The organism is Piscinibacterium candidicorallinum (assembly GCF_047549485.1).
GTDB lineage: Bacteria > Pseudomonadota > Gammaproteobacteria > Burkholderiales > Burkholderiaceae_C > Piscinibacterium > Piscinibacterium candidicorallinum.
The window spans coordinates 267,450-293,698 of the sequence record NZ_CP180191.1 but is presented as its reverse complement, the minus strand read 5'-3'; the positions used below and the strand labels follow the sequence as shown (position 1 = coordinate 293,698).

Here is a 26,249-nt window from a genome sequence, read left to right as displayed (position 1 = left end):
GGCAGCCGGTGGAACGGCTGCGGCGGCTCGCGCCGCGAGCGTCAACCCGCGCGGCGGCTACGCCAGGCTTCGCGCACCTCGTCCACATCGGCCTGGAACTTCACGAACACCTCCGAACCGCGCGACTGCCGCAGCGGCAGACCCACTGCACCGCGGCTGGCGCCCACGTACAGCACGGTGCCCGCGCTCTGGCGCCAGGCGTAGGTGAGCGACTGCGCGCTGCTGCGAGAGCGATCCGCCAGCACGTTGAGCGCGGGTTCGGCCTTGCGGTCGAAGCTCGTGTACTGCAGGATCAGACGCAGGGTCTGGCGGGGCGCAAGGTGCACGATCGACAACAGACGCGCCGCCGTCTCGGTGTAGGTCCGCTCGCCGTCGTTGCGCAGCACGAGCTGGTCCACGCGCGGCTCCAGCTCCAGACGTGCAAACGGACGCAGGCGCGTATAGACATACCAGCGCAGGCCGGGGCGCACGCGGTTGGCCGTCACATCGGCCAGCTCGCCAGCGTCGATCGAGCCCTCAAGCAGCGGCATCCAGCGCGCCGGCGTGGTCATGGCCCAGATGTGTCCGAAACGCTCGGTCAGCACCGGCGCGCCCGGCGCCACCCGCTGCTTGGTGGCGGGTTCGTACTCGATGTTGATTTCGGTGTTGCGCGCCGCCGTCATGTAGACGCCGGGAAACCAGTACTGGGACACCATCTCACCGGAGTCGAGCGCCTCAGTCCGGCCAGCATTCACGAATACCGACACCTTGTTGAAGGGGCCGACGCGCTGCCACTCGTAGTTCTGGTTGGCGTCGATCTTGCGCACGCCGGACTGGGCCACGAAGCCCGCGTCATTGCGGAAGTCCGCGCTCGTGCGCTGCACCGTCAGGCCGGTCTCGGTCCGATCGGTCCGGCCATAGAGACTCGCATAGAGCTTGCTGCCGGTTTCAGCGCGGGCGGCGTCCAGCTCGCCGTTTGCATCCGTCAATGCCGTGGTGCGCGAGCCCATCCACTGGGAATTGACGCGCCAGTTGGGCGTGAGGCTCCAGGTGCTGTCGGCACCCACCACTGCGTTCTCGCCACGGCCGTCCTCGTAACGGCGGTCAATCGCAATCGCCCCGAGACTCAGCGCGCCGAAGTCACTGCGAACGCGGCTCATGAGCGTGGCGTTGCCGGGCTGCAGCGCGGCGCTGGTCCCGTAGGTCCCGGGCAGCAGGGTGAGGCCCCCGCCCTTGTCCTTGGCCAGCAGTGCGGTGCCCGCCACCGCGTCACTGCGCCAGCTTGCGCGCAGCCCCCAGCGCGGGTCATTCACGCTGCGCGTGTAAAGCGCATCGGTCGGGCTGGCCAGCAGATCGCTCGACTCGAGGAAGAAGGGCCGCTTCTCGGACAGGAACAGCGCAAAGCGCGTATTGCGCGAGAGCTGCGGCACATCGAGCTCGACCTGAGAGAAATCCGGGTTGAGCGTGGCGTCCACCACCAGTTCGGGGCGCAGGCGCCACTTCACGTCCAGCGATGGCTTGGCTTCGCCATCCGTCCGCGTCGGTCCGCCTGCCGGTTCATCCTCTGTACGACGTACGGTCAAGGTCGGGCGCACGCTGAGGAAGGCATGGTCCTGCGGCGGCGCAAAGCCTTCGAGCGGCTGCATTGCGTCGATGAAGGACAGCGCTTCGCGTGGCAGCGGCACAGACAGCACGAGCGTGAACTGTTCGCGCGGGATCCGCCGGCCGACCTGGATACGCCACTGTGCCTTGGCATCTGCCGTGTAGCGCAGTGATGAGAATGGGATGCGGAACTCCGCAACCCAGCCGCCTTCGCCCTCGCGCGTCAGGGGCGCGGTCACGACGTCGAAGTCGTAGTCGGGTGCGAAGGATTCGTTGTCGTTGTCTGCCGTGTGGATGCCATCAGCCGTACTGCCCGCAGCATTGGCGCGGAAGAACTGCGCCGCTTTCTTGCTGCCCACCGGGTCGACGTAGACCACGACGAAATCCTGCGTGCGGTTCACTTGATCATGGCGTACGAGCGGGCGGCGAATCTGCTCGGGGCGCGGATCAAGGGCAGTCACGGCGACGTACAGCGCACGATCTCCGTATACCACCTGGACGCGGGTCTCGTAGTCCGGGGTTCGTCCACGCACCGGGTCAATCTCGTAGAACGAGCGATACACCGGCGCGCGCTGCCATGCCGGTTCTTCAAGCCGTCCATCGAGGCGAATGGACTCGTCCGAGTTCAGCCGTACGGCGGTGATCGGCGCACTGGTCAGCGCCTGTGTCTGGGCCAGAGGTGCGCCCGCGAGAAGCCAGGACGCGCAAGCGAGGCTGCAAATGCGCAGCAGGGTTCGGGACATGGGGACCATGGAAGACTCTTCAGCCAGAAGATCGTCGACCCGGCGGGCCGACAAGAAATACGCCCGAGGCGTTCGGGCGTGGCGGGGACGAGACGCGGCGCGGATGGACTCCGCGCGACACGCTCAGCGGCTGAAGCGGTAGAACTGAATCATGGGATAAGTGTAGACAGCAAATTGCACGGGCGTCATCACCCCGCGCACAGCAGAAGGTGTCAGCGCCGCCGGAACAGATCGCCCAGCCCCGGCAGCAGCTGCTGAAGCTGAGAAGGCATGTACTTGTGCAACTCGCGCTCGAGCTGGCGCATGGCTTCGTCCTGCAGGGTCTTGAGCGCGTCGTCGAAGCTGCCGGCCTGGAACACTGGCGGCACGCTGCGCAGCAGGCCAAATTCGCGCGCGAGCTTGAGCACGTCCTTCGGTACGTACGCACTCTGCCCCTTGTTGACGACCAGGCGCTGGCCGTCCGCGGCTTCAAGGAAGGTGCTGCCCTCGATCACCCGGTTGTAGGTGCCGGATCGGATCTCGCCATTGTCGGCTTCAACAAGCACGACCTCGAAATCCGTCCCGCGCACGCCGATCGTGGCACTTGAAGTCCGGACCTGCACGCTCGCGGGATTGCGCCGACCCATCACGCCCGTGATCGCACGCAGCGCACCCGTCAGAAGCTGGATGGTGGTGCCATCGGATTTCGCGTCCTTCGGGTCTGGCGTGAAGGTGTACTTGACCAGAGTGATCTGTGAGTTCGGCCGCAATGCGATCAGCGCGCCGTCCACCATGCGCAGCACGACCTCGGAGCCCGCGTCCGTGAGGATGCGCTCGCCTTCATAAACAGGTGACTTGATGGTGGCGGTGCGCTCACCACCTGCACCGCCCAGGCGAACGGTGCCCGCAAGCCGCTCGACGGTGCCGGCCTGCACCAAAGGAACCGGTAGGCTTTGAGCCTGTGCGGTCGGCTGGACAAAACTCAGCCCGGACAGCAGCAACCCAGCAAGACACCATGCCGATGACATCCAGCGCACCATCACTCCTCCGCGCCCGTCGGATTGCGGGCGGCTCCGGGGCGAAAGATACGCGACTGAACTCTCGGCTGCCTGTCAGCTCACGAAAAACACCCCTTCTTCACCCTTGTTCGCGTACGGCACGAAAATTGCGCCAAAATCAACGCACTTTGGCCTACATTTTCGGATCGTCTGCCTCACAATCCCTGCAGGCGTTTTGAGGATTCAATGGCTTTGACCCCCCAGACTCGGCAGCCCCTGCCAGGAGACAGCGCTCGCTTCAAGCAAGCGCGTCTGCTCCTGCGCGGCATGGTGACCCAGTCGATGGACTTTGCCAGCGCCACCTTTGACGACACGATCACGCGCCTGCGCAAGCATCTGTTCGAGCTGGCTGATCACTCGGAGTCCTCTGTCCGCGCTTCGCACTGGCTATCGGCCTACAACCTGCTCGGGCGACAGGGTGAAGTATTCAAGCGCTCCTTCCTGAACAGTCTTCGCGCCACGCTGGACGAGCAAGCCGAGGCGCCGCTGCGCCCGCGCTCTGAAAGCCTGCTTGCCGCAGGCGGCCTGTCACTTGTGGATACCGCCGAGCAGGACCGCGCAGTCCTGCTCGACCGCGTCTCACGCCCGATCAATGCGTTTTACGAGGAAGAAGTTGCGCCGCTGACCCACCGTTGCGGTGTGCTCTTCGGCGATGATGACCCGCAACTCGCTCGCAACCCTGTGCGGCCCGAAGTGTTCCTGCGCGCGTTCATGCAGGGCTGGGAAATGGCAGGCCTCGACTCGCACGCAACCGAAGACCTCCTGCTCTCCATCACCCCGCAGACCTTCTTCCCTCTGGATGTACTGTATGACGCGCTCGACCGCACGCTGGTCAAGGCAGGAGTCGCGCCAAAGCTGCAGCTTCGGGTACGCAAGGCGCGTGACACCGGCGTGATGCCACCTTCCGCGTTCCGTCAGACCCAGGGAGGACCCTCGGATGACGCAAAGACCATGCTTTGGCGCCAGCTGAATGAAGAGCAGCAGGCCAATCTGGACAGCCGCGACTGGGGCGGTGCCGGCTTCCAGGACTCCATCCTTCGCATCGGCCAGTCAGCCAAGGAGTTCCTGGGCAAGCTGTCAAACATGCTTCGTCGTCCGCTGTTCACGGGCGACAGCGAGTCTGCGGCTGCGTTGCTACCCCAACCTGACCCTCAATTCGTAGGCTTCCTGAATTCACTGCAGGCCCGCGCACTTGATGAGCCGCAGCCGATCGTCGTCGGCGACGTTGATGAAGTCCCCGTACCCGAGAACATGCTCCGTGCGATGGCCGAGTCCGATCGCGTCAAGGAAGCGGCAGAGCTTGACCGAGGCACGGTTGAAGTGCTCGCGCAGGTTTTCGACTACGTGTTCTCCGAGATCTCGATTCCTTCGCAGCTGAAGGTTGTGATCTCTCGTCTGCAGATTCCGGTCCTGAAGGCTGCGATGATCGATCGCGAGTTCTTCTTCAAGCAGGAGCATCCCGCGCGCAAGCTTGTGGATTCGCTGGCTCGCGCTTCCGTGGCCTGGGCGCCCGAGAAGGGCGAGGACGACCCGCTCTACGCGCAGATCGAAAAGACTGTTCAGCGCGTGCTGAGCGACTTCCAGGAAGATCTGTCGCTGTTCACGGAGCTGCTCGAAGAATTCGAGCGTTTCCTGTTCGAGTCCGAACAGCAGGTTGCAGCACGTATCGAGCCGCAAGCCAATGATGCGGCGACCAACGAGCAATTCGAGCTCGCGTTGCGTACTGCCGACGAGTGCGTGCACTCGCGCATGGCTGGCCGAGAGATTGACGCGCTGCTGACACCCTTCCTGACCAACCAGTGGCGCGAAGTCCTCGCCCATGCATGGTTGAACCGCGAACGGCGACCGGACGTGTGGGATCGCGCTGTCGAGACGATGGACCAGCTGATCTGGTCAGTAAAGCCCAAGGCCACACCGGAAGATCGCCGCCAGCTGGTTTCCGTGCTGCCCACCATGGTGCGCCACATCAATGTCGCGCTGGACGCCATTCGCTGGACTGGCGACGAGCGCGCCGCGTTCACCCGGCGCCTCATCGAGACCCATACCCGAGTAGTACGCGCCGGCGTGGCCGAGACGCCCGCCGACCCGATGCTGCAGCAGGCCGAAGAGGCTGCAGCGAGCTCTGCACGCGAAGCACTGGAAGCCCGCCGCGCCAACGTGAACGGCTCGCTGGAAGATCAGTACGACGAGCAGGCGCACGGATTGAGTCGCAACACCTGGTTCGACTTCATTGCCGACGACGGCAGCGAACGGCGCTATCGCCTCTCGTGGGTCAGCCCGATGCGCACACGTCTGCTGTTTACCAACCGCGAGGGTTTCGACGCCTTCGTGCATTCCGAACGTGACGTGGCACGCCTGCTGCGCACCGGGCGTCTGCGGCCCGTGGACGTGGAACCGATCGTTGCCCGTGCGCTCGGTGCGCTGCTTGGGGAGGACGCAAGCGACATCCTCAACGGATCAGCACAGGCTGGCGGACCGGCAGCGACACACTGACCCATGGCAGCCGGCATAGAGTCTTCGCCTCCAATTCTCGCGCCCGCCGAGCGAGCGTCTTCCCTGCGGGGCAAGGCCTTGCCGCCACTGCTCGAAAGATTGACGGCGGTCGCGTACGACCATGTTGCCCGCAATCATGGCGAGCTCGTGAGGAGCCTGGCGCTGGCGCTGCGTGCGTACGCCGACAAGGAAGCCGATTCGCGCCTGTCCAGCCGCCAGATGCATCTGTCGATGCTGCTCGAGCAGAAGGAGGCAGCACTGCGCCTGGCGCACCTGGCCGCGCTGCGAGAAGCGCTGGTCAAGGAATGCGCTATCCAGCTGATGCCCGATGCACATCTCGAAGATGAGCCAAAGGCCGCTGAACTGGCGCTAGTCGACACCGCGATTCAGGATCGGCGCGTCAGATCGGACCGGGCGGCGAGCCCCATCCTCAATGCCGTCGAGGAGTCGTCGACCTTCGTGATCCGCCGTATCTGCGCCGGCATGAAGGTGACGATGCGCGAAGGCCTGCTCAATCCATTCCGGCCCTTCACGTTCGTTCAGGCGCTATCGCAAGGCTGGGCAACCTCTGGGCTCGATATCGACGCCGAGGAACTGCTGCTCACCGCGGTGACGCCCAATAGCTTCCTGAAGTTCGAGGCGCTGTACGACGAGCTTCAGGATGCGCTGACGCGGGCTGGGGTACCTCAGGATCCGGGCTATCAGGTGCGCCTTGCCAAGCAGGCTTCGCAGAGAGCGGCCGAGCAGCGCGCCGCCGCAGGGGAGCCCCCTCCTGCAGCGGCGCAGGCGGAAGCGGAAGACGAACATGCCGAGCAACTGCACAGCGAGGTCAGTTCAGCTCAAGACCCGGACAGCGCCTCGGCGCAGCCTGCGCCGAAGACGCGCAGTCGCCTGCGGCCCGAGTACCGCGCCAAGGTGGCACGAGCATTGCAGCAGCTGGTGACTCTCGGCCTGAAAGAAGGCAATGCAGGTCAACAGGGCGCGGTGGATCCGGAGCTGATGGAAACACTGACGCTGACACAGGCGCGCATGCTGATCGAGACGCGTGACAGCGACAAGTACCGGAATGTACTGACTGACCTGTCGCGCAGCTCGGAGTTCAAGCGCGCTCCGGCTGTCGATCGATTGACCGCTGCAGCGCTTGCAGAGGTGTTTGACGAGGTCTTCGACGACCGGGTGATCCCCTCGCCTTTGAAGCCCCTGATCGGTCAAGCCCAGATTCCGGTGCTCAAGAGCGCGATGCTCGATCGGCGCTTCTTCTCGCACAAGGAGCATCCGGGCAGACAGTTGCTGGAGAATATGGTCTCGGTTGCGGCCGGCTGGCGACCCGAGTTCGGCAAGCAGGATGCGTCGTACCTGTTTCTGAAGGCGGTGGGCAAGGATCTGCTCTCCGGCGTGATCGACAACCTACTGACCTTCGAAACCATCAATGAAAAGTTCACGAAGCTCAAGGCTGCCAAGGAACGGCTGATCGAATACGAGCTCAAGCCCTACCTATCGGAGCTTGAGACCAACGAAAAGCTCGAGCTTGCCTTGCATGCGGCCGACGAGTGCCTGCATGCGCGTTTGAAGTGGCGCGAGCCGGCACCCTTCATGATCCCCTTCCTGCTGACGCGCTGGCGCTTGGCGCTTGCGTTCGCGTTTTCGCGCCGCGGCGAGGATCTGCAGCGCTGGAAGGACATGGTCGCCATCACAGAAGGCTTGATCTGGTCGGTCGAACCCAAGCACAAGGAAGAAGAGCGCGCCAAGCTCGTTGCCAGCCTGCCCAAGCTGGCTGCGTCGGTGTCGGCTGTGCTGGATCAGGTCGGCTGGAAAGGCACGGACCGCGATGCGTTCATGCAGCGCCTGATGCGCACACACGCAGATCTCGCCTTCGGCGGCAATAAGCTCGCCGAGGACGAGCGCCAGAAGCAGCAGGACATGATCAATGCCCATGCGGAGATCGAAGCGCTGCGCGCGCGCCGGCGCTCAGTCTTCGAGGGTGGCGACAACCCCTATCTTGAAGAAGCGCGCAACTACCGGCCGGGCAATTGGTTCGATTTCGTCGCGGACAACGGGACGAATCACCGCTACCGCGTCAGCCAGATCAGTCCGCGGCGTACGCGTATCGTGTTCTCCTGGCACAATGGCAAGGAAGCGTTCGTCCGCAAGGACCAGGAGATCGCTCGCCAGATCGCACACGGTCAGGTTCAGGGTCTCGATGCAAACCGCATGGTGACCAAGGCCATCTCGCAACTCCTGGGTTCCGAGTCGGCGCAGACCGTCGAAGTCGCACCGCCGGGCGCCGCCGCGGGCACTCGGCCACCTTCACAGGACTTTGCTGACACCGCATCGGGGCCGTTCAGCCAAACGATGCCCGCGCCAGATCCTAAGCAGTAGCTGGCGCCATGCGGCGCAGGCGCCTCAGGCGCGAACAGGCCGCTTCGCAAGCTTTCTCTGCAGGGTTCGGCGGTGCATCTTCAGCGCACGTGCGGTCGCCGAAATGTTGCCTTGGTGTTCGGCCAGCACACGCTGGATGTGCTCCCACTCCAGCCGATCCACGCTCATCGGCTCGGATGGCACCGGCGCAGGCGTTTCGCTGGGCGACACCTCAAACGCCTTCAGGATCGCACCGACTTCGACGGGCTTGGTCAGGTAGTTGATTGCGCCCAGCTTGATCGCATCCACGGCCGTGGCAATGCTCGCGTAGCCCGTGAGGATCACGATCTTCGCGGTCGGCACAGCCTCCAATAACCGGGGCAGCACCACCAGCCCGCTTTCGCCAGGCATCGACAGATCCAGCAGGATGCGCCGCGGCTGCAGCTTGCGCGCCAGCCCGGCTGCCGTCATGCCGCTTTCGGCCGTAGCCACGCTGAAGCCGCGCCGATCAAGCATACGCGCCAGCACGCCGCGAAACGCTTCATCGTCATCCACAAGCAGAAAGTCGATCGGACCGTCAATCAATGCCGGATCTGGGTTGGAGGAAGTCGAAGTGCTCATCGTTGAAGCGCTCCTGAGGAGGCAAGAGGAAGAATCATGCTCACGACCGCGCCGCCAGCGGCGTGATTGCGTGCAAGCAGCTGACCGCCCAGAGACTCCAGCGCAGTGCTCGCGAGGAACAGGCCCAGGCCGCGACCACCGACCCGCTCGGTCACCAATGGCTCAGCAAAGTGCGAGAGTGCCTCGGCGGAAAAGCCCGGGCCGTCATCATGGACGGCGATCACTACAGTATCCCGGTGCAGGCTGAGCTTCACTTCGATGCTCGCACGCGCCAGCGCCCGTGCGTTGTCCAGGATGGTCACCAATGCTTGCGTGAAGAGTGGCTCAGGTGCGATGCGAGCCTTGCCTGTTGCCGGCTCAAGCCGCACGCGGCGTGCGGGAAACAACAACTGGTAGTCCGTCACCACCTGCTCGGCCCATGCATTCGCATCCACGGGTTCTAGCGAGGACGCATTCAACGCGCCCCCCGCGGTATCTGTCAGGCGAGCGAGGATGGACTTGCAGCGTGCGAGCTGAGCGGCCAGCAGCTCGACGTCTTCGCGGTCTGTTGCTCGCGTGAGGCGGCTGCCCAGCTCTTCGACAAGCAGGCTCATCGTCTGAAGAGGCGTCCCCAGCTCATGCGCAGCACCGGCGGCAAGCGCTCCCAATGCGATCACCCGTTCGCGCCGCAGCAGGGACTCACGCGTGCTGACGAGCTTGGTGGCGCGAGCGCGAACGGCACCGGAGAGTTCGAGCAGAAACCCGGTCACCATGGCCAGGCAGAGCACAAGCGCAACAAGGATGCCCAGCCGCTGCCAGAACGCCACGTCCAGACCTGCAGGCCACTCCATGGGCACGGCGAACATCGCGTTGAACAGCAGGCCCAGCAACCCGAGCACCGTAATCATGATCGCGCCGGATCCCTCGAGCAGCACGGCCGCCACCGACACCACGAGGCAGTAGAACAGCACAAAGGGGTTGGACAGCCCGTCAGAAAACATGAGCTGCAGTGTCAACGCACCGACGTCGATGGAGAGCTGCGCGGCGAGCTCCTGCTGACTGATCGGCCGGCGGCTGGGCGCAGTACGCAGGCGCCAGAACGTGTAGATGTTCGCCAGCGCCAGCACGGTCCACGCAATCGCCATGGGCGGCCACTGCAGCTTCACGCCGAGCAGGAACATCGCGCCCAATACCGCGCCAGCCTGGCCAGCCAGGGCAAAGCAGCGCAAGATGAAGATCATCCGCAGGGCTTCACGGGCCTCGGTCAGCGATGCGGTGATGTTGAGCGGGCTGCGCATGGGTCGTCCATTGTGGCAGGCCGTCCAGTAGCGCGTGGCACCGGTGCCGCGGCAGGCCGGCGCAGGGTCTACCCTGAGATCAAAGCTGCGCTAGTGCAAGCGCGGCTGGGCAGTCAACAGCTGGCGCAGCCGAGTTCGATCTGCAGCGAACCGCTCGTTGACACGCCGGATGTCCTCGGCCTTGTTGCCGATATTGCGCTGCTCGGCTTCGATCCCGGCCTGGATTTCGGTGATTTTCGAACGCAGCGCAATCGGCCAGATCTTGCCTTCGTAGAACTCGCCTTCCTTGCGAACTGCGGCGAGCGCCTTCATGAGATCGTCAATTCGGGCACGCGAAGCCTTCAGTGCCTCCACGGGCACTTCCAGCGCACGGACATACGCCTGATCGAGCTCGGCTTCGGTCTTGTAGTTGGACACCAGCATGAGATCGCGGCGGCGCTCTTCCTGGCGTCGCGCCTCGGCCAGCCTCTCTGCGGCCTGGCGCTGCTCAAGCTCCGCCCGCTGCTCGCGGGTCAACGGCGCCGGAATGATCTTGCGCACCGAGCCGTCCGGGTTGAGGATGCGCTGCTCCCGCCCAAGGCACTCGGGAAGCGGGCGATCCGAGGTCAGTGTGCGGCCCTTGTCGTCCTTGCAGGTATGAATCTCGCGCGGGGAATCTGTCTGCGCGACTGCCGCGGCACTACAGATCGCCACACCCAACAGCGTCAACCGCACATGCAGTTTCATGCTGCAGCCCTCAGATCCCGTAGCGAGAGCGATAGGCCTGCACGGCGGGCAGGTGGGCCTGCAGGTCGGGGGCCGATGACGAGGCCGCCAGATAGCCCATCAGATCGTCGAGCGTTGCAACGGCGATCACCGGAACACCCGTCTCGGCAGTGAACTGCTGCACGGCAGAGGTCGCCTGCAGTGCGCCTTCGGCACCAGGGCGTTCCATGCGGTCCAGCGCAATCAGCACCGCAGCGGGCTCGGCGCCTGCCGCGCGGATCATGGCGACGCTCTCGCGCTTGGCGGCACCATCGGTGATGACGTCGTCCACGATTACCACACGGCCTTTGAGCGGTGCGCCGACCATCAGCCCGCCCTCACCGTGGTCCTTGGCTTCCTTTCGGTTGAAGCAGAAGGGCACGTCGCGCCCGCGCGAGGCCAGCGCCATGGCCGTTCCGGCCGCCAGCGTGATGCCCTTGTAGGCGGGGCCGAACAGCATGTCGAAGTGCAGCCCGCTGGCCAGCAGGGCCTGGGCGTAGAAGTCGGACAGGCGTGCCATCCGAGCGCCGGAATCAAAGAGGCCAGAGTTGAAGAAGTAGGGCGATTGGCGGCCGGACTTCGTTGTGAACTGGCCAAAGCGCAGCACACCGACTTCCAGGGCGAAGGCGACGAACTGCGCCCGAAAATTGTCATTCATGTACAGGTCTTGTCCGCGGGATCGTTGGTAGGTTGACATTCCCGCACATTCGCCGAAGTTCTGCAACCCGCGTGCCAGCGCGCAAAACGCTGGACGTTGAGATACCCGCCCCGGACAATCCCGGCTATCGGCCTGAATCGCCCGACCCATGCACCAACCCGACCCGAGTTTTCCAGATCGCCTGTATCGCCTGGCCATTGAAGGGCTGGGTGACGGTTTGTGGTGCTGGACAGTCGGTACCGGGAAGGTGGAGTACAGCGAGTCCTACGGTCGACTGCTGGGCTACGAAGACGCCGACCAGTTTCGCCGGGAGTTCGAGTTCGAACGAGCGATTCACCCGGACGACCACCACGCATTGATTGATGCGATCCGCGGCAGTGTGCAGGGCAGGGGGCCGGTCAACGCCGAGTTCCGCCTGCGCAGCCGCGACGGCAGCTATCACTGGTACCTGGGGCGCGGTCACACCCTGCCGCCCGACGAGACCTGTGCCGTGCCCAGATTTCTCGGCGTGATCAAGAACATCGATGCCCGCAAGCACGCCGAGCTCGCCCTACGCGCCAGCGAAGCACGCTGGATGCTGATGGACGACACGGATGACGAAGCCAGCTGGAGCTGGGACGCCGAATCCGGCCGCCGTGTGTTCAGCGAAACCTGGTATCGAATGATGGGCTACGCGCCGGGTTCCATGGACGGCGACCTGTACAAGACCTACGACCTCGTGCACCCCGACGATCGCGACCGGGTGACCGAACGCGGCCATGCCGTCCAGGGCGGTGCACGCCCGCCAGGCCTCGTCGAAACCCGGGTTCGACATGCCGACGGCAGCTACCGCTGGATCGCAGCGCGCAGTCGCACGATCGAACGCGACGCGGACGGCAAGCCGCTGCGCATGGTCGGCGTGCACCGGGACGTGACCGCCTTCAGGCAGACCGAAGACCGGCTCGCTGCGGCGCTGGTTCGCCTGAACATGGCCGTGCAGGCCGCGGGCCTGGGTGTTTGGGAGGTGGACTACCTGTCCCAGACCTCGCACTGGGACGCACGCACGCAGGAGATCTACGGCGCCGACGAGGAAAGCTATCCGCGGCGCATGGACGAGTGGGTCAAGCACGTACACGAGGAAGACATCGCACGCCTGAGCGACACCATCAAACGCGCGCGGGCAGAGCCCGACCGCCCGGGCTACGAGGTGGACTTCCGCATCCTCAACCGCAAGCAGGAGCTGCGGTGGGTGCGCCTGTTCGTGCGCTTCCGACGCAATGCTGCCGGCGAAGCCATCGGCGCCTATGGAGTCGCGATGGACACCACGGAGCTGCGCCGCCTGCGCGACAACGAAGAAGAGCGTCTGCGCCTGCTGGCCGCCAGCCAGGCCAAGACCGATCTGCTCGCGCGCGTCAGTCACGAGCTGCGCACCCCGCTCAACGCCATGCTGGGCATGGCCCAGATCCTCCAGGAGCAGCTGGGGACGCGGCTCACGCCGCAGCAATTCGAATACATCGAGCATCTACAGACAGCCGGCTGGCACCTCACATCGCTGGTCGATGACCTCCTGGATATCGCCGGCATCGAACAAGGGCAGGCCCGTGTCAGTCTGCGCCCGGTCGCACTGACGGGCGCCATCGCGGAGCTGGGGATGCTGCAGGGCGCGGCACGCAAGGCCGGTCTGCACCTTCAGCTGCCTGCCGCTGCGGGCATTGAGGGCCTGTCGGTCCAGGCAGATCCCCGACGCCTGCGGCAAATCCTCCTGAACCTGCTGTCGAACTCGCTCAAGTACACGCCGGCGGGTGGGCGGGTCGAGCTTGAGGTGGACGGCCCGGACGAAGCCGGGATGATCCACATGACTGTCATCGACAACGGTCCTGGCATGACAAGCGATCAGCTCACCGGGGCGTTCGAGCCGTTCAACCGGCTCGGCATGGAATCCAGCAGCATTCCTGGCGCAGGGCTCGGCCTGCCGCTGGCAAGAACGCTGGCCAGCGAGATGGGTGGCGATCTGATTGCGCGGAGCCAGCCGGGCGAGGGCAGCCGCTTCAGTCTTGTTCTCGCCGCGACAGTGCCGGAGCGCAGCGCAGGGCTGCATGACCAGGCCACGCACGCGCGCCCGTTGCAGCCCGCATGGCGCAGCGCCCTGCTGGTCGAGGACAACAGTGTCAATCAGATCGTCATCAGCGAACTCCTGCGCCTGTGCGGCGTGCAGACCGTGCTGACGGCCTCCAGCGGCACCCAGGCGCTGGCCTTGCTGCGCGAGCAAACGGTCGACATCGCACTGCTCGACATGAACCTCCCCGACATGACCGGTCTGGATGTCTTCGTGGCGATCCAGGCCGACGAGCGTCTGGCCCATCTGCCCAGCCTCATGATCACTGCGGACGCCGCGCCCGCGCTGCGCGAGCATGCGCTGCGCAAGGGTGTGTCGGGCTTTCTGACCAAACCCGTCGCGCTGGATGCACTCAAAACGGAGCTGTCGCGCCTGCGTACCGCATGATCCCAGCCACTTGGCGGGCTACAGTGCCTCAATGCGAATCATCACCCTCAATCTGAACGGCATCCGCTCGGCCGCCAACAAGGGCTTCGTCGATTGGCTAGGCGCCAGCGGCGCAGATGTGCTCTGCGTGCAGGAGGTCAAGGCCCAGGCCGACGTGCTCAACGAAGCGCTCGCCCGGCCCGCCGGCTACCACGGCTACTTCCACTTTGCGCAGAAGCCGGGCTATTCCGGCTGCGCCGTCTTCACGCGCGAGCAGCCGGACTTCACGCAGCAGGGCTTCGGCAGCGCCGAGTTCGATGCCGAGGGGCGCTACGTGCGCTGCGACTTCGGCAAGCTCACCGTCATCAGCGTCTACTTCCCCAGCGGCTCGTCCAGCGAGGAGCGGCAGCAGGCCAAGTTCCGCTTCCTGGCTGAGTTTGCGCCGCATATGGCGATGCTCAAGGCCAGCGGCCGTGAGGTGGTGTTGTGTGGCGACGTGAACATCGCCCACAAGGAAATCGACCTGAAGAACTGGAAGGGCAACCAGAAGAACTCCGGCTTCCTGCCCGAGGAGCGGGCCTGGATGACCGAGCGCATCGAGCGCGAAGGCTGGCGCGATGTCCACCGCGAGCTGCTTGGCGATCAGGTGGCCTACACCTGGTGGAGCCAGCGCGGCGCGGCGTATGAGAAAGACGTCGGCTGGCGCCTGGACTACCACCTCGCAACGGGTGGTCTGGCCGACACAGCCCACACCGCGCAGGTCTACAAGACCCAGAAGTTCAGTGATCATGCGCCGCTGGTGATCGACTACGAGTTTCGCCCCTGACCTGACCCGCCCCTGAGGCCGAAATCGATCTTATTTGACGGATTGAAAACTCACTCTCCGCATGATTGAAGCGGACTTTGGCTTGATCATCTTCGGATCTGTTTCTGGCTGACTTTGACTTATTCATCGCATGATGCCAGCCGCGACGCCTCGGCCTTTGGCGATCCTGGCGCAGCGCTTGGCGCAGGCGCAGCAGATTCACCGGCAGCAGCAATGCATGCAGCGCCAGAACCGGCCAGATCTGTGCCAGCCAGCCGTAGCTGATGAAGGCCGCGTTGGCTCCCAGTGCAAGCAGCCGCAGGCGACGCATGTCCGCCGACGCAAAAGTCAGCAGGGTCAGTCCTGCGGCCAGCCACCCAAGCAGCTCGGTGAGCGGAGCGCTCATGCGGCACGGCGCCAGTTGCAGGGCACCACGCGCCGCCCGCTCACCGCCCCACCCCGCCCCGGAAGCACAGAATCAGCGCCAAGGTCAGTGCGCACATCAGTGCGTTGGCACAGTTCACCAGCACGGCGCGCGAGCGGGGCACATCGTGCACGCTGAGCCACGCGGCCATGCTCAGGTTGGCCCCCAGCCAGATGGCCCAGGTCAGCGTCGAGTGCTGACTGGCGTCGCGGTCTGCCCAGATCGCCCACATCGTCGGCAGGTAGGCTAGCAGGCGCGCCACACTGAAGACAGCGAAGAGGCCAGCGAACATCCCGACCAGGCGCGGCGGTGAGCACCGGGCGGTGCGCGGCGGCGGCGCGGGCCGCGAGGGCAGCACGCTGGGCACAACACGCGACGCGCTGGAGAGCGAGATCTGCATGGCCGTCTCACTGCGCCAGCACATAGCTGTGCACCCACCCAGCATCGATCAGCGCGGCAGCCCAGCGCGCAGCCACAGCCGGCTCGCCGCGCACGATGAAGATCGGTGGTTCCCCCGCGTCGGCGAGAAACGGGTGCGCGTCGATCAAGGCCCGCGCCTGGGCCACTGGATGACCGGCGTCCACGGCATCCAGTGCGATCAGCCGCCAGCCCCATTCGGTCTCGCGCTTGCGCAGATCCGCCGCCGTCAGCTGCGGCACGCTGGCCGCTGGCGCGGCTGCGACGGCCAAGGCCGGGGCCGGGGGCGTGAGCTCGGCGCCACAGGCGCTCAGCAGGCTGAGGCCTGCACTCAGGCCCACGGCGGCAAGGGTGTATCTGAGCAGCCTGCGCGGCGCACGCCGGACGTTGCCGTCGAAGGCACGGAGGATGGGGGCGGATCGGTTCATGGCGGTCTCCTGTTGCAGCGCTGGACCTCAGCGTCTGATCAGGAGTACGAGCACTGAGCGCGCAAGCGGCCACCCTGTCCGGCGAAAACGCGGTATGCGCCGCCGAGCCGCGCATGTCCGGTCGCGGCTGCGCATGACGTAATGCACCTCCATGACCGCTGCCTGGATCCCTCACCACCCTCCGCCTGTGCGTGGCGCCGCGCATACCCGATTCGTCCAACCCCTGTCCATCGTGACTTCAGCCACGCCGCGTCGCTACCATGGGGCGACAGCCGCAGCCGGCGAGCAACGCACGCGCGCGGCCAACTCAGGGGGCGTTTGGATGGGCGACATCACCCAGCTGATCGTGCGTGCGCAATCCGGCGAGCGGCCGGCCATCGACGCCCTGTTCGAGGCCCTGTATCCCGAGCTGCGGCGCATCGCGCATGCCCGCCTGTCGCGCCACCAGCGCGACACCCTGCTCGACACCACCGTGCTCCTGCATGAGTGCTACCTCAAGCTGCTGCGTTCGGAACGCCTGGGTGCCACGGACCGCGCACACTTCATCGCCTATGCGGCGACGATGATGCGCTCGCTGATCGTGGATGCTGCGCGCGCCAGGCACAGCGAACGGCGCGGCGCAGGCGCCGTTCACCTCGCGCTGGACACCGAGCTGTCCGAGCAGCTGGCGCGCGAGCTTGCCGAGCCTGCCGAGGAGATCCTTGATGTGGACCGCGCCCTGACCGAGCTGGCAGCGCTGGAGCCCCGGCTGGCCCAGGTGGTGGAAATGCGCTATTTCGCCGGCATGAGCGAGGCGGATGTCGCGGCCACCCTGGGCGTGAGCGACCGGACCGTGCGGCGCGACTGGGAAAAGGCGCGCCTGCTGCTCGCCCATGCCCTGCGCGCAAACTGAGGCAAAGCACCATGCAGGCGATCAGCGCGCTGCAGGCAGACTGGCCGCGCATCAGCCGCCTTCTGGACGAGGCACTGGCGCTGCCGGCCGCGCAGCGATCTGTGTGGCTTGATCAGCTGAGTCCGCCGGACGTTGCGCTGCGCGCGACGCTTGTGCAACTGCTCGCGGCCGACGCGCAGGCCAGCGCGGCCCGCTTCCTGGAGCACCTGCCCCCGCTGGAGGCGCCGTTGCAGGCCGACGCGCCCACACAGGTTGGCCCCTACAGCTTGCTGCGTCCACTGGGTCGTGGCGGCATGGCCAGCGTCTGGCTGGCCGAGCGGCAGGACGGTCAACTCAAGCGGCAGATCGCCCTGAAGCTGCCTCACGCATCCGGGCTGCCGGGCAGTGCCGAGCGAGTGGCGCGATGGGTCGCTCGCGAACGCGACATCCTCGCCCAGCTCGAGCACCCGAACATCGCCCGGCTGTATGACGCCGGTGTGGACCGCGGCGCCGACAACACGCCACGCCCCTGGCTGGCCATGGAGTTTGTCGATGGCGAGCCGATCGACCGCTGGTGCGCGCAGCGCAAGAGCAGTCTGCCCGACCGCATCGGCCTGCTGCTTCAGGCGGCCAGCGCGGTCGCATGGGCGCACGGCCGGCTGGTGGTGCACCGCGACCTGAAGCCATCCAACATCCTGGTCAATGCCGTCGGTCAGGTCCGGCTGGTGGACTTCGGTATCGCGCGCATGCTGGAGGAGCAAGCAGCAGGCGAGCTGACGCAGATCGGCATGCCCTTCACGCCCAACTACGCCAGCCCCGAGCAACTACGCGGCGCGCCGCTGACCACCGCCACGGACGTGTTCTCCCTCGGCGTGGTCGCCTACGAGCTGCTCAGCGGCCAGCGGCCCTGGTCGACCCCATCCGCCAGTGGGTCAGCCCGTGCCGCAACGCGCGAAGATGCCCCCGCGGAACGTGCCAGCCGACGTGCCCTGAGCGGTGAACTGGCCGCGGAGCGCGCCGCCGAGCGCGGCCAGACCCCGGCCAGCCTCTCGCGCCTGCTGGCCGGAGACCTGGATGCGGTGCTGGCCAAGGCCACCGCGCCGGACGCAGCCGAACGCTACGCCAGCATGGATGCTCTGGGCGCCGACCTGCAGCGCTGGCTGGACGGCCGCCCGGTTCGGGCGCGCCAGCAGGCGCCGCTGACAGTGCTGAGCAAGTTTGTGCGCCGCCATCGGCTGGGGGTCAGCGCAGGCGCACTGGCCGTGACTGCCCTGCTCGCTACAACCACGGTCGCCATCTGGCAGGCCGGCGAAGCGCGCAAGCAGGCGGGCGAAGCGCAGCGCCAGGAAGCAAGCGCCCGTGCGTCGAGCGAGTTTCTGCTGGCGCTGTTTCGCGACGCAGACCCCTACCTGCGCGGTGGGCGCCAGGCCACACTGACCGAGCTGTTGGAGCCTGCCGAGCGGTCCCTGGCCAGCCTGCCTGAGGGTGCCCGGCAGGACACGCAGCAACTGGTGGCGACGCTCTGGACTCATCTCGGTGAGGTGCAGCGCGCTGCACGCGCACAGGCTGCGCTGAGCGCAGAGCTGGAGACCGCCGTGAATTCAGGCGCCGGCACAGCGGCGCGGGCTGCACTGGCGGCATCCCTCGTCAAGGAGGCCGTGCTTGCCGATCGCCGTGCGGACGGGGCAGCTGCACAGGCCCTGCTGGCGCGCGCCGAGGCCGCCTTGCCACGCGCCCAGTGGCCGGCGGCGAGCCGCGGCCGGGCTGAGGAGATCGAGGGTTTCGTACGCCTGCGTGCCGGGCAGGCCATACAGGCCCGCGAGCACCTGCAGCGCGCGGCGGCGCTGGCCCGAGAGGCGGGCGCGCGCACGCAGGAAGCCTACGCACTGCGCGGATTGATCACGGCCTACCAGCAGCTTGGCCAGACGGCCGAGGCCGATGCCGCGATCACGAGCCTGCGCCAGACCCTGGCGCTGCCGGGCGGCTTGAGTCCGCTGGAGCGCGTCAGCCTGCTCGACACCCTGGCAAGCAGCATGGCGCAGGCGGGACGGTGGGCCGAAGGCTGGCCGGTGGTGCAGGATCTGATGGCCGCGGCGGATGCGCTGTACGGAACCGAACGGCCCTCGTCGCAGCTGCGCCACCGCCTGCTCTGGCTGCGCTACGGCATGCAACTCGATCGGGACGCGCTGCTGACAGCCTGGGTCGCACGGCTGGACCCTGCTGACCCGGCCCTGATGGGCTACGCCGCGCAGGATCGCGCTGAGCTGCATGCGCTGCAGGCTCGCCTGATGGCGCGCAGCGCGCAGCCCGACCGGCTGCTGCAAGCGCGCAGGCACATGACGCTCTCGCGTGCGGCCCTGCAAGGCCTGCCCGCCGATCAATCATCGGCCTGGGCACTGCGCCTGAGCTTGATTGACGCGGTGGTGAGCCTGAACCTTGCCGACCCGGCGGCCGCACTGGCCGCAGTGGCGCCGCTGGCCCAAGACCCGGCGCTGGCGGCCTCGCCGGTGCGGCCCTTCGCTGAATCCCTTGCTGCCGTCGCATCGGCCCGTCTGGGGCGCCGCCCAGACGCCCGCCGGCTGATGCAGCAGGCCGAACAGCGCCTGAGCGTGCGCGGCCCGCCGGCCGACCGCGGCCTGGCGCGCATCAATCTCGCCCTGCTTCTGCTCGATCGTCCCGACGATCCGGAGGCGGCACGCATTCCAGGTCTGATCACGCAGGGTGTGACCGACCTGCGTCTGGCCTTCGGCCTTGAACACCGCCACACGCGTGCCGCCGAGCAGCTGGCTCAGACCCTCGCCACGTCGTCGGCCGACCGCATTCGTCTACGGCAAGCTGCCGCAGACGTGCATCAGCAACTGCTGTTCTGAAGGAGAGCACCATGCCGCAATCGATCGTCGAAGTCATCATCGAGCTCAAGCACAAGGCGACGAGCACGAGCGTCGTCACGCCCGTGCCTCCGCCGCCGCCGAACCCATGGACGCATCTGCTGCGGCTGGTGCGCGAGTTGGTCGACGGGGAGCCCGGCGCGTCCCGCCTGCAATTGCACAGCGTGGGCGGCTCGCTGCCCCTGGCCGCGCTGCGCCAGCAGTTGCTCGCCACGGTGGCGCAAATCGACGACGCCAGCCGACGCCCCAACGAACCCGCGCAGATCACGCTTGACCTGACATCGGTCATCGAGGCGTTGCCACGGGAGTAGTCTCGGACCGGCCGATCACTTTACGTCCGAAATCAATGCATTTTCTGGCATTGATTTCGGCTTTCCGCTTGTCAGAAGCGTTTCACCCGAGAATCTGCTTCAAGTTTGTTTTGTCTGAAAACGACGCCTATTGAATTGGATACGCAATGCCCCGCTGTTCGGACGCTATTGGGCGCACGTCCGTCTGGCCGTTCTGCTGCGCCGCACACTACAATCCGCGTCACGCAATCAGCCCTCAGTCGTTGATTGCTGCGCATCCTGCGCCTGCGTCGGCACCGTTCGACGCAACCGATTCCCCAGCGCCGGGGAAGGGCTGCAAGGCCGCCGGGCTCGTCCCGCCGCCCGCACCGCCCGATCCTTCAAGCGCCCAAGATCGAGAAAGCAACCCGATCTCTCCCTGCGACTGACCTTCTCCTGAAGGCAGGACGATCAAATCAGCCCCGCGGCGACTTCACGCCGGCTGCGGCTGCAAGAAAGAAATCATGTCATTCAAAGAACTCGGCCTCGCCGAGCCGATCCTGCGTGCGATTGCTGCCAAGGGATACGAGAACCCCACACCGATTCAGGCGCAAGCCATTCCGGCCGTACTGTCCGAAGGCGACGTGCTCGCCGCCGCGCAGACCGGCACCGGCAAGACCGCCGGCTTCACCCTGCCCATGCTGCACCTGCTCGAGCAGCGCCGCGTGGCGCGCAAGCCGGCCAGCCCCATCGACGAAGTCGTCGCCAAAGGCACCAAGGGCGCACGATTTCCGATCCGCGCCCTGATCCTCACCCCCACACGCGAACTGGCCGCCCAGGTGGCCGAGAGCGTCAGCACCTACGGCGCCAACCTGCCGCTGAAAGCCGCCGTGGTGTTCGGCGGCGTGGGCATCAACCCGCAGATCGACAAGCTGCGCCGCGGCGTGGACATCCTGATCGCCACCCCGGGCCGCCTGCTTGATCTCGTCAACCAGCGCGCCTGCGATCTGTCGCAGGTGGAACTGCTGGTGCTGGACGAGGCCGACCGCATGCTCGACATGGGCTTCATTCCGGACGTGCGCCGCATCCTGAAGCTGCTGCCCGAGAAGATCGACGGTCGGCGTCGCCAGAACCTGCTGTTCTCGGCCACCTTCAGCCCCGAGATCAAGAGCCTGGCTGGTACCTTTCTGCACGAGCCGCAGACCATCGAGGTCTCGCGCAACACCACGGCCACCCTGGTCACGCACACCGTGCACCCGGTGACCAAGGACGCCAAGCGTCAGATGCTCAGCCATCTGATCAAGATGCACAGCTGGTTCCAGGTGCTGGTGTTCACGCGCATGAAGCACGGCGCCGACCGCCTGGTGAAGGCGCTGGCCGAAGACGGCATCGAAGCCATGGCCCTGCACGGCAACAAGAGCCAGAACCAGCGCACCCGCGCGCTGGCCGCCTTCAAGAGCGGCGAGCTGCAGGTGCTGGTGGCCACCGACATCGCCGCGCGCGGTATCGACATTGCCGAGTTGCCCGTGGTCATCAACTACGACCTGCCGCAGGTGGCCGAGGACTACGTGCACCGCATCGGCCGCACTGGCCGTGCCGGCGCCGAAGGCCTGGCGGTTTCGCTGGTGGAGCCCGAAGACGGCGCGATGCTGCGCGAGATCGAGCGACTGATCAATCAGCCCATCCCGCGTGCCGCGGTGGAGGGCTTCGAAGCCCCCGAACTGCCCGCCAACGGCCGCCCGCCGGCGCGCGAGCAGCGCGGCCGTGGCCAGCGCCCGCAGCGTGAGCCGCGCGAAGCCCGCCCGGCGCGGGGTGACGTGAATGCGCCACGTGCGCCCCGCCCCCCGCGCGAGGCCAAGAGCAACGAGCAGCCCGCCCGACCGCGCAACGAACCGCGCCGCCCACGGCAGCCCGATACCGGTGCTCCAGTGGCCGACTGGCGTGATGACCGCGAACAGGTGGCCGCGCCGCGCCCCGTGAACACCGACGGCGAAGGCCAGCGCGAGCAGGCGCCGCGTCGCGAGCGCCCGGCCCGCAACAAGGGTCAAGGCGGTCAAGGGCAGCAGCAGGCTCGCGGGCAGAGCCAGCAAGGCCAAGGTGGCCAGCAGAACCAGGGCCGCGGCCAGCGCACCGAGCGCAATGAACGCCAGCCCGGCGCCAACGCCTGGCAGCCGAAGGTGGGCGACACGCGCAAGCGCGGCAAGCCCGAAGAGATCGGCACCTCCACGGCCACCGGCTTCGTGGTCGGCACCGGCTTTGGCAGCACCCGCGGCACCGACAACGGTGGCGGCGGACGCGGCCGGGGCGGCAGCTGGGGCGGCGGTCGTCGCGACGAGCGCCGTGAATCCACCGGTAACCACTGGGCCGATCGCGCCGGCTTCAAGCGCGCGTGATCAGCGCCGCCTGCCGAGACCGCTCCGTCGATGATGCTGGGCGACGTTGATCTCGGCAGTGCGCTGCGCACGCTGGCGCTGTTCACCGCCACCGCGGTGGCCGAGATCGTCGGCTGCTACCTGCCCTGGCTCTGGCTCAAGAAGAACGGCAGCGTCTGGCTGCTGCTGCCTGCAGCGGCCAGCCTCGCGCTCTTTGTGTGGCTGCTCACCCTCCACCCGCAGGCTTCCGGCCGCGTGTATGCCGCGTACGGCGGCGTCTACGTGTCGGTGGCCATCCTGTGGCTGTGGGCGGTGGACGCCATCAAGCCCGCACCGGCCGACTGGATCGGCATGGGACTGTGCCTGGCGGGAATGGCGGTGATCATGTTTGGGCCGCGCTCGGTCTGAGCCGGCGGGCGCGCACATGATCACTAACTAGGGCTGAGCCGCCGGGTTCGCAGACTCGGATTCGGTCGTGTTCTTGTAGCGGCTGTGCCAGACAAAGGTCGCGCGCATCGCCGTGAAGTAGAAGAGAAAGAACACGAGCGCAAGAAAGACGCCTTTGGGCGCGCCCGCGTCGTACCAGGTCGTTGCCTTGGAAAACACGAAGTAGGCGAACGTGAGCGTCGCGGCCGTACGGCTCTTGCGGAAGATGAAGTACGCGAGCACCAGCAGGATGGCAGCATCCACAAACAACCACGGATTCAGATACATCCGCATGCTCGGATCATCCGAGGTCGTGGACAGTCCGATCACTGCGAAGACGGCCGTGAGACCGGCCGAGATCAGCGCTGCAATGCCGCCATTGCGAATCGCCTTCTCGCACGACGCCTGATCATCGAAGGTAAATGCGGAGAACAAGCCCATCCGCAACTTGGTTTCTGCCATTGTTGGATTCCTCCCATCGACACCTGATCGTGCAGGTGCCGACGGATTGTGGGTGGCGAACTCGCCGCTTGTCATGCACTGCAGCGCCAGCGCGCATTGCCCGTCGCTGATCCGCGACAAAGTGCGCCAACTCGCACGGCTTACACTGCGCGCCATGTTCCGCCGCTGGCTGATTCCCCTCCTCGCCCTGGTGCTGGCCACAGCGCCCATGGTGTCGCTCGCCGCCAAGGCGCAGCGCGGGACGATGCTGCAGGAGCTCTGCGCGCCCTCGGGGGCCAAGATCCTGATTGCGGTGGACCTGGGCATCCAGGCGCCGGATGCCTCGCATGACCAGCACGACTGCTGTGGCGCCTGCGGCCCGGCCGGTGCGCCGGGTTTGGCGCATGCGCTCGCGACGCTGCCGCTGCCGGTGGGTCAGGACGCGACCCGCTACCCGCTTGAATCTCCCGTCTGGGGTGCCACGGCGCGCTTGAGCGACGCCGCACCGCGCGCCCCGCCCGCCTCACTCTGACCCTGTGCTGAACCCGTGCCCTCGCCTGCTGCGCGAGGTGTACGCCCGCATTTTTGCGGCTCGATCCAGCATTGGCGCGCCTCTTCAAGCCAAAGAGCCTGAAGACCCGCGCCAGATAAGCGGACAGCCGCCTGCAGAGTGAATCTTTCCAATGTTTCAACGCTCCACCCTGAGCGCTGCGCTGGCCGCCGCCGGCCTGACGCTGTGCACGACCCTGCCCGCCCATGCCTGTGACTGCGGCATGGATGACGAACCCACGCCGACAACGCCTTCCGCCACCCAGCCCCAACCGGCCCGCGCAGCTGCCGTCCTGGCAGCCGCCCCAGCGGGCGCCGGGCTGAACACCGCCGCTCAGGCCGCCCCCTCCGCGCCCACTTCAGGCACGCCCGCCGCCGCGCCGGCAAGCACCCAGCTCGGCCGCGTGGAAGTCACCTCCCGCCGCGACAAGGACAAGTCCACCCTCACCCAGCCGGATGTACGCACGGCGCGTGATCGCATCAACACCACGCCGGGCGGCGTGAGCGTGATCGACGCCGACAGCTACCGCGACGGCCGCGTGGCCAACCTGGCCGACGCCCTGGCCTTTGCGCCCGGCGTGCTGGCGCAGCCCCGGTTTGGGGCGGAAGAGACGCGCCTGTCGATTCGCGGCAGCGGCCTGCAGCGCACTTTCCATGGTCGCGGCCTGAAGCTCATGCAGGACGGCGTGCCGATGAATCTGGCCGACGGTGGCTTCGACTTCCAGGCGATCGACGCGCTCTCGGCGCGCTACATCGAGGTCTGGCGCGGCGCCAACGCCCTGCAGTACGGCGCGGCCACGCTCGGTGGCGCGATCAACTTCGTCAGCCCCAACGGCTTCAACAGCGACGCGCTGGACGCGCGCCAGGAACTTGGCAGCTTCGGCTACCGGCGCACGCTGGTGTCGGGCGGCTATGCCGGTGAACACTTCGATGCCTATCTGGCTGCCAATCTGTTTGCGCAGGACGGTTTCCGCCGCCATGCCGTGCAAGACACCAGGCGCCTGTTTGCCAATCTGGGCTGGATGATCGACCGGAAGCTGGAAACGCGGCTCTACATCGGCTGGGCGGACAGTGACTCCGAGCTGCCCGGCTCCATTACCAAAGCGCAGCTCAACGCCGACCCGCGCGCCGCCAACCCGGCCAACATCACCGGCGACCAGAAGCGCGACATCCGCTGGACGCGCGTGTCCAACAAGACCGTGTGGGCGCCGGATGCCGAGCAGCGCATCGAGGTGTTCTGGAGCGCGTCAGACAAAAGTCTGTTCCACCCGATCTTCCAGGTGATCGACCAGAAGAACCGCGACACCACGGCGGAGCTGCGCTACGTGAACAGCGCACCCGTGCTCGGCCTGCAGCAGCGCCTGACCCTGGGCTACAACCCGGCGCGCGGCACCACCGATGAAGACCGCTGGCTGAACGTAGGCGGCCAGCGCGGCGCGCGCACCAACGCCAGCCGGCAACTGGCTCGCACGGATGTGCTCTATGCCGAAAGCCAGCTGAGTGTCTTGCCAGCGCTGCAGCTGAGCGCCGGCGCGGCCCGCGTCACGGCGCGCCGGCAGCTGGAAGACCGCTTCATCGCCGGGACGCCAGCGGATCCGGTGAGCGAAAGCTTCAACGTGCGCTACAGCGGCACGGTGCCCAAGCTGGGCGCCATCTACGCCATAGGCAAGGACATCCAGCTCTTCGGCAACTGGTCAGCCAGCTACGAGCCGCCCAGCTTTGGCGAACTCGCCGGCGGCCTGCGGCCGGTGATCACGCGGGCGCAGCGCGGCAAGACCCTGGAGGTGGGCACGCGCGGCACATCGAAGCTCGCCAGCGGCGCGCTGCAGTGGGACGTGGCCGCCTATGAGGCGCGCATCACCGACGAACTGCTGCAGATCGCAACCAACGTGGTCGGCGCCAGCATCACGGTGAATGCACCGCGCACCCTGCGCCGCGGCCTTGAGATCGGTGTGGGCGGGCAGCATGGGGCGCTGGACTGGCGCGCCGTGGCCAAGCTGTCGCGCAACACCTTTGATGGCGACCCCACCTACGGCAACCGCCCCCTGCCCGGTCTGCCGGAACGCACGGCGCGGCTGGAGGCCGGCTGGCGCTTCAGCTCCGCGCTGCGCCTGAGCGTGAACGCCCAGCACGCCAGCGGCCATGCAGTGGACTTTGCACGCAGCTGGTTTGCCGATGCCTACACGGTGTACGGCCTGCGCGTCGGCGGCGAACCCGAGAAGCACTGGAAGTGGTTCATCGAGGGCCGCAACCTGGCCAACACGAAGTACGCCAGCACCACCGGCGTGGTGCGCGACGCTGCAGGCCGCGACACCGCGCAGTTCCTGCCGGGCGATGGCAGAGCGGTGTATGCCGGCATCGAGTTCAAGTTCAACTGATTCAAGAG

The 26,249-nt window shown here is 66.6% G+C and carries 21 protein-coding genes; 11 read left to right on the top strand and 10 right to left on the bottom strand.

Translation table 11 applies throughout. The features are described from left to right. Nucleotides 1-41: 41 nt before the first annotated feature. Together ACMDW7_RS01365 and ACMDW7_RS01360 are read right to left on the bottom strand one after the other, a co-directional pair. A complete protein-coding gene (locus ACMDW7_RS01365) occupies nucleotides 42-2,324 on the bottom strand; it encodes a carbohydrate binding family 9 domain-containing protein (protein WP_377303738.1) in 2,283 nt (760 codons plus the stop codon). A 212-nt stretch (nucleotides 2,325-2,536) separates the two neighbouring features. Further along, nucleotides 2,537-3,238, bottom strand: coding sequence for a FecR domain-containing protein (locus tag ACMDW7_RS01360; RefSeq protein WP_377303740.1), 702 nt, complete (start codon nucleotides 3,236-3,238; stop codon nucleotides 2,537-2,539). A 309-nt stretch (nucleotides 3,239-3,547) separates the two neighbouring features. Between ACMDW7_RS01360 and ACMDW7_RS01355 the strand changes: the two genes are divergently transcribed. Together ACMDW7_RS01355 and ACMDW7_RS01350 are read left to right on the top strand one after the other, a co-directional pair. Further along, a complete protein-coding gene (locus ACMDW7_RS01355) occupies nucleotides 3,548-5,854 on the top strand; it encodes a DUF1631 family protein (protein ID WP_377303742.1) in 2,307 nt (768 codons plus the stop codon). A gap of 3 nt (nucleotides 5,855-5,857) precedes the next feature. Continuing rightward, nucleotides 5,858-8,233, top strand: a complete 2,376-nt coding sequence (locus ACMDW7_RS01350; RefSeq protein ID WP_377303744.1) for a DUF1631 family protein — start codon at nucleotides 5,858-5,860, stop codon at nucleotides 8,231-8,233. Nucleotides 8,234-8,257: 24 nt separating this feature from the next. On the opposite strand, the gene ACMDW7_RS01345 is transcribed toward ACMDW7_RS01350, so the two are convergent. The 4 genes from ACMDW7_RS01345 to pyrE all read right to left on the bottom strand — a co-directional run bounded on the left by ACMDW7_RS01345 (nucleotide 8,258) and on the right by pyrE (nucleotide 11,512). Continuing rightward, complete coding sequence (locus ACMDW7_RS01345) at nucleotides 8,258-8,833, bottom strand: response regulator transcription factor (RefSeq protein ID WP_377303745.1); 576 nt, start codon at nucleotides 8,831-8,833, stop codon at nucleotides 8,258-8,260. After that, on the bottom strand, nucleotides 8,830-10,110 hold the full coding sequence (locus ACMDW7_RS01340) for an ATP-binding protein (RefSeq protein ID WP_377303747.1): 1,281 nt from the start codon (nucleotides 10,108-10,110) through the stop codon (nucleotides 8,830-8,832). The genes ACMDW7_RS01345 and ACMDW7_RS01340 overlap by 4 nt, the downstream gene beginning before the upstream one ends. Before the next feature lie 90 nt (nucleotides 10,111-10,200). Beyond that, entirely contained in the window at nucleotides 10,201-10,836 is a 636-nt protein-coding gene (locus ACMDW7_RS01335) for a hypothetical protein (RefSeq protein ID WP_377303748.1), read from the bottom strand. Between the two features lie 10 nt (nucleotides 10,837-10,846). Next, nucleotides 10,847-11,512, bottom strand: a complete 666-nt coding sequence (pyrE, locus tag ACMDW7_RS01330) for an orotate phosphoribosyltransferase (protein ID WP_377303750.1) — start codon at nucleotides 11,510-11,512, stop codon at nucleotides 10,847-10,849. Between the two features lie 148 nt (nucleotides 11,513-11,660). On the opposite strand from pyrE, the gene ACMDW7_RS01325 reads away from it, so the two are divergent. Then, nucleotides 11,661-13,994 carry a PAS domain-containing protein gene (locus ACMDW7_RS01325; RefSeq protein WP_377303752.1) on the top strand — a complete coding sequence of 778 codons (2,334 nt, stop codon included), beginning with the start codon at nucleotides 11,661-11,663 and terminating at the stop codon, nucleotides 13,992-13,994. Between the two features lie 31 nt (nucleotides 13,995-14,025). Further along, a complete protein-coding gene (locus ACMDW7_RS01320) occupies nucleotides 14,026-14,799 on the top strand; it encodes an exodeoxyribonuclease III (RefSeq protein ID WP_377303754.1) in 774 nt (257 codons plus the stop codon). On the opposite strand, the gene ACMDW7_RS01315 is transcribed toward ACMDW7_RS01320, so the two are convergent. From ACMDW7_RS01315 to ACMDW7_RS01305, 3 genes are read right to left on the bottom strand one after another with little or no spacing between them, the layout of a single operon-like run. Continuing rightward, a complete protein-coding gene (locus ACMDW7_RS01315) occupies nucleotides 14,753-15,184 on the bottom strand; it encodes a hypothetical protein (RefSeq protein ID WP_377303756.1) in 432 nt (143 codons plus the stop codon). The genes ACMDW7_RS01320 and ACMDW7_RS01315 overlap by 47 nt on opposite strands. A 40-nt stretch (nucleotides 15,185-15,224) precedes the next feature. Next, nucleotides 15,225-15,602: a hypothetical protein gene (locus tag ACMDW7_RS01310; protein ID WP_377303758.1), complete on the bottom strand. Its 378-nt coding sequence runs from the start codon at nucleotides 15,600-15,602 to the stop codon at nucleotides 15,225-15,227. Between the two features lie 7 nt (nucleotides 15,603-15,609). Then, nucleotides 15,610-16,047 carry a hypothetical protein gene (locus tag ACMDW7_RS01305; protein WP_377303759.1) on the bottom strand — a complete coding sequence of 146 codons (438 nt, stop codon included), beginning with the start codon at nucleotides 16,045-16,047 and terminating at the stop codon, nucleotides 15,610-15,612. Between the two features lie 322 nt (nucleotides 16,048-16,369). Here ACMDW7_RS01305 and ACMDW7_RS01300 point away from each other — a divergent pair, with 322 nt between their 5' ends. The 5 genes from ACMDW7_RS01300 to ACMDW7_RS01280 all read left to right on the top strand — a co-directional run bounded on the left by ACMDW7_RS01300 (nucleotide 16,370) and on the right by ACMDW7_RS01280 (nucleotide 22,855). Continuing rightward, nucleotides 16,370-16,939 carry an ECF-type sigma factor gene (locus ACMDW7_RS01300; protein ID WP_377303761.1) on the top strand — a complete coding sequence of 190 codons (570 nt, stop codon included), beginning with the start codon at nucleotides 16,370-16,372 and terminating at the stop codon, nucleotides 16,937-16,939. A gap of 11 nt (nucleotides 16,940-16,950) precedes the next feature. Next, nucleotides 16,951-19,788, top strand: a complete 2,838-nt coding sequence (locus ACMDW7_RS01295) for a serine/threonine-protein kinase (protein WP_377303762.1) — start codon at nucleotides 16,951-16,953, stop codon at nucleotides 19,786-19,788. An 11-nt stretch (nucleotides 19,789-19,799) separates the two neighbouring features. Continuing rightward, the gene (locus tag ACMDW7_RS01290) at nucleotides 19,800-20,117 is read left to right on the top strand and encodes a hypothetical protein (RefSeq protein ID WP_377303764.1); all 318 of its coding nucleotides are present in this window, start codon (nucleotides 19,800-19,802) and stop codon (nucleotides 20,115-20,117) included. A gap of 482 nt (nucleotides 20,118-20,599) precedes the next feature. Continuing rightward, nucleotides 20,600-22,468, top strand: a complete 1,869-nt coding sequence (locus ACMDW7_RS01285) for a DEAD/DEAH box helicase (protein WP_377303765.1) — start codon at nucleotides 20,600-20,602, stop codon at nucleotides 22,466-22,468. A gap of 30 nt (nucleotides 22,469-22,498) precedes the next feature. Further along, entirely contained in the window at nucleotides 22,499-22,855 is a 357-nt protein-coding gene (locus tag ACMDW7_RS01280; protein ID WP_414859589.1) for a YnfA family protein, read from the top strand. Between the two features lie 27 nt (nucleotides 22,856-22,882). On the opposite strand, the gene ACMDW7_RS01275 is transcribed toward ACMDW7_RS01280, so the two are convergent. Further along, nucleotides 22,883-23,335, bottom strand: coding sequence for a hypothetical protein (locus ACMDW7_RS01275; RefSeq protein WP_377303769.1), 453 nt, complete (start codon nucleotides 23,333-23,335; stop codon nucleotides 22,883-22,885). Between the two features lie 154 nt (nucleotides 23,336-23,489). Here ACMDW7_RS01275 and ACMDW7_RS01270 point away from each other — a divergent pair, with 154 nt between their 5' ends. Together ACMDW7_RS01270 and ACMDW7_RS01265 are read left to right on the top strand one after the other, a co-directional pair. Beyond that, a complete protein-coding gene (locus ACMDW7_RS01270) occupies nucleotides 23,490-23,846 on the top strand; it encodes a DUF2946 family protein (protein ID WP_377303770.1) in 357 nt (118 codons plus the stop codon). 151 nt (nucleotides 23,847-23,997) lie between these two features. Next, nucleotides 23,998-26,241 carry a TonB-dependent receptor family protein gene (locus ACMDW7_RS01265; RefSeq protein WP_377303772.1) on the top strand — a complete coding sequence of 748 codons (2,244 nt, stop codon included), beginning with the start codon at nucleotides 23,998-24,000 and terminating at the stop codon, nucleotides 26,239-26,241. Nucleotides 26,242-26,249: the final 8 nt, after the last annotated feature.

What these genes read in the sequence shown, in the direction of transcription:
- ACMDW7_RS01270 (WP_377303770.1), top strand. Translation starts at nt 23,490, where the DNA reads ATGTTCCGCCGCTGGCTGATTCCCCTCCTCGCCCTGGTGCTGGCCACA.
- ACMDW7_RS01365 (WP_377303738.1), bottom strand. Translation starts at nt 2,324, where the DNA reads ATGTCCCGAACCCTGCTGCGCATTTGCAGCCTCGCTTGCGCGTCCTGG.
- ACMDW7_RS01355 (WP_377303742.1), top strand. Translation starts at nt 3,548, where the DNA reads ATGGCTTTGACCCCCCAGACTCGGCAGCCCCTGCCAGGAGACAGCGCT.
- ACMDW7_RS01300 (WP_377303761.1), top strand. Translation starts at nt 16,370, where the DNA reads ATGGGCGACATCACCCAGCTGATCGTGCGTGCGCAATCCGGCGAGCGG.
- pyrE (WP_377303750.1), bottom strand. Translation starts at nt 11,512, where the DNA reads ATGAATGACAATTTTCGGGCGCAGTTCGTCGCCTTCGCCCTGGAAGTC.
- ACMDW7_RS01345 (WP_377303745.1), bottom strand. Translation starts at nt 8,833, where the DNA reads ATGAGCACTTCGACTTCCTCCAACCCAGATCCGGCATTGATTGACGGT.
- ACMDW7_RS01290 (WP_377303764.1), top strand. Translation starts at nt 19,800, where the DNA reads ATGCCGCAATCGATCGTCGAAGTCATCATCGAGCTCAAGCACAAGGCG.
- ACMDW7_RS01310 (WP_377303758.1), bottom strand. Translation starts at nt 15,602, where the DNA reads ATGCAGATCTCGCTCTCCAGCGCGTCGCGTGTTGTGCCCAGCGTGCTG.
- ACMDW7_RS01285 (WP_377303765.1), top strand. Translation starts at nt 20,600, where the DNA reads ATGTCATTCAAAGAACTCGGCCTCGCCGAGCCGATCCTGCGTGCGATT.
- ACMDW7_RS01315 (WP_377303756.1), bottom strand. Translation starts at nt 15,184, where the DNA reads ATGAGCGCTCCGCTCACCGAGCTGCTTGGGTGGCTGGCCGCAGGACTG.
- ACMDW7_RS01325 (WP_377303752.1), top strand. Translation starts at nt 11,661, where the DNA reads ATGCACCAACCCGACCCGAGTTTTCCAGATCGCCTGTATCGCCTGGCC.
- ACMDW7_RS01265 (WP_377303772.1), top strand. Translation starts at nt 23,998, where the DNA reads ATGTTTCAACGCTCCACCCTGAGCGCTGCGCTGGCCGCCGCCGGCCTG.
- ACMDW7_RS01350 (WP_377303744.1), top strand. Translation starts at nt 5,858, where the DNA reads ATGGCAGCCGGCATAGAGTCTTCGCCTCCAATTCTCGCGCCCGCCGAG.
- ACMDW7_RS01280 (WP_414859589.1), top strand. Translation starts at nt 22,499, where the DNA reads ATGATGCTGGGCGACGTTGATCTCGGCAGTGCGCTGCGCACGCTGGCG.
- ACMDW7_RS01335 (WP_377303748.1), bottom strand. Translation starts at nt 10,836, where the DNA reads ATGAAACTGCATGTGCGGTTGACGCTGTTGGGTGTGGCGATCTGTAGT.
- ACMDW7_RS01340 (WP_377303747.1), bottom strand. Translation starts at nt 10,110, where the DNA reads ATGCGCAGCCCGCTCAACATCACCGCATCGCTGACCGAGGCCCGTGAA.
- ACMDW7_RS01320 (WP_377303754.1), top strand. Translation starts at nt 14,026, where the DNA reads ATGCGAATCATCACCCTCAATCTGAACGGCATCCGCTCGGCCGCCAAC.
- ACMDW7_RS01305 (WP_377303759.1), bottom strand. Translation starts at nt 16,047, where the DNA reads ATGAACCGATCCGCCCCCATCCTCCGTGCCTTCGACGGCAACGTCCGG.
- ACMDW7_RS01295 (WP_377303762.1), top strand. Translation starts at nt 16,951, where the DNA reads ATGCAGGCGATCAGCGCGCTGCAGGCAGACTGGCCGCGCATCAGCCGC.
- ACMDW7_RS01275 (WP_377303769.1), bottom strand. Translation starts at nt 23,335, where the DNA reads ATGGCAGAAACCAAGTTGCGGATGGGCTTGTTCTCCGCATTTACCTTC.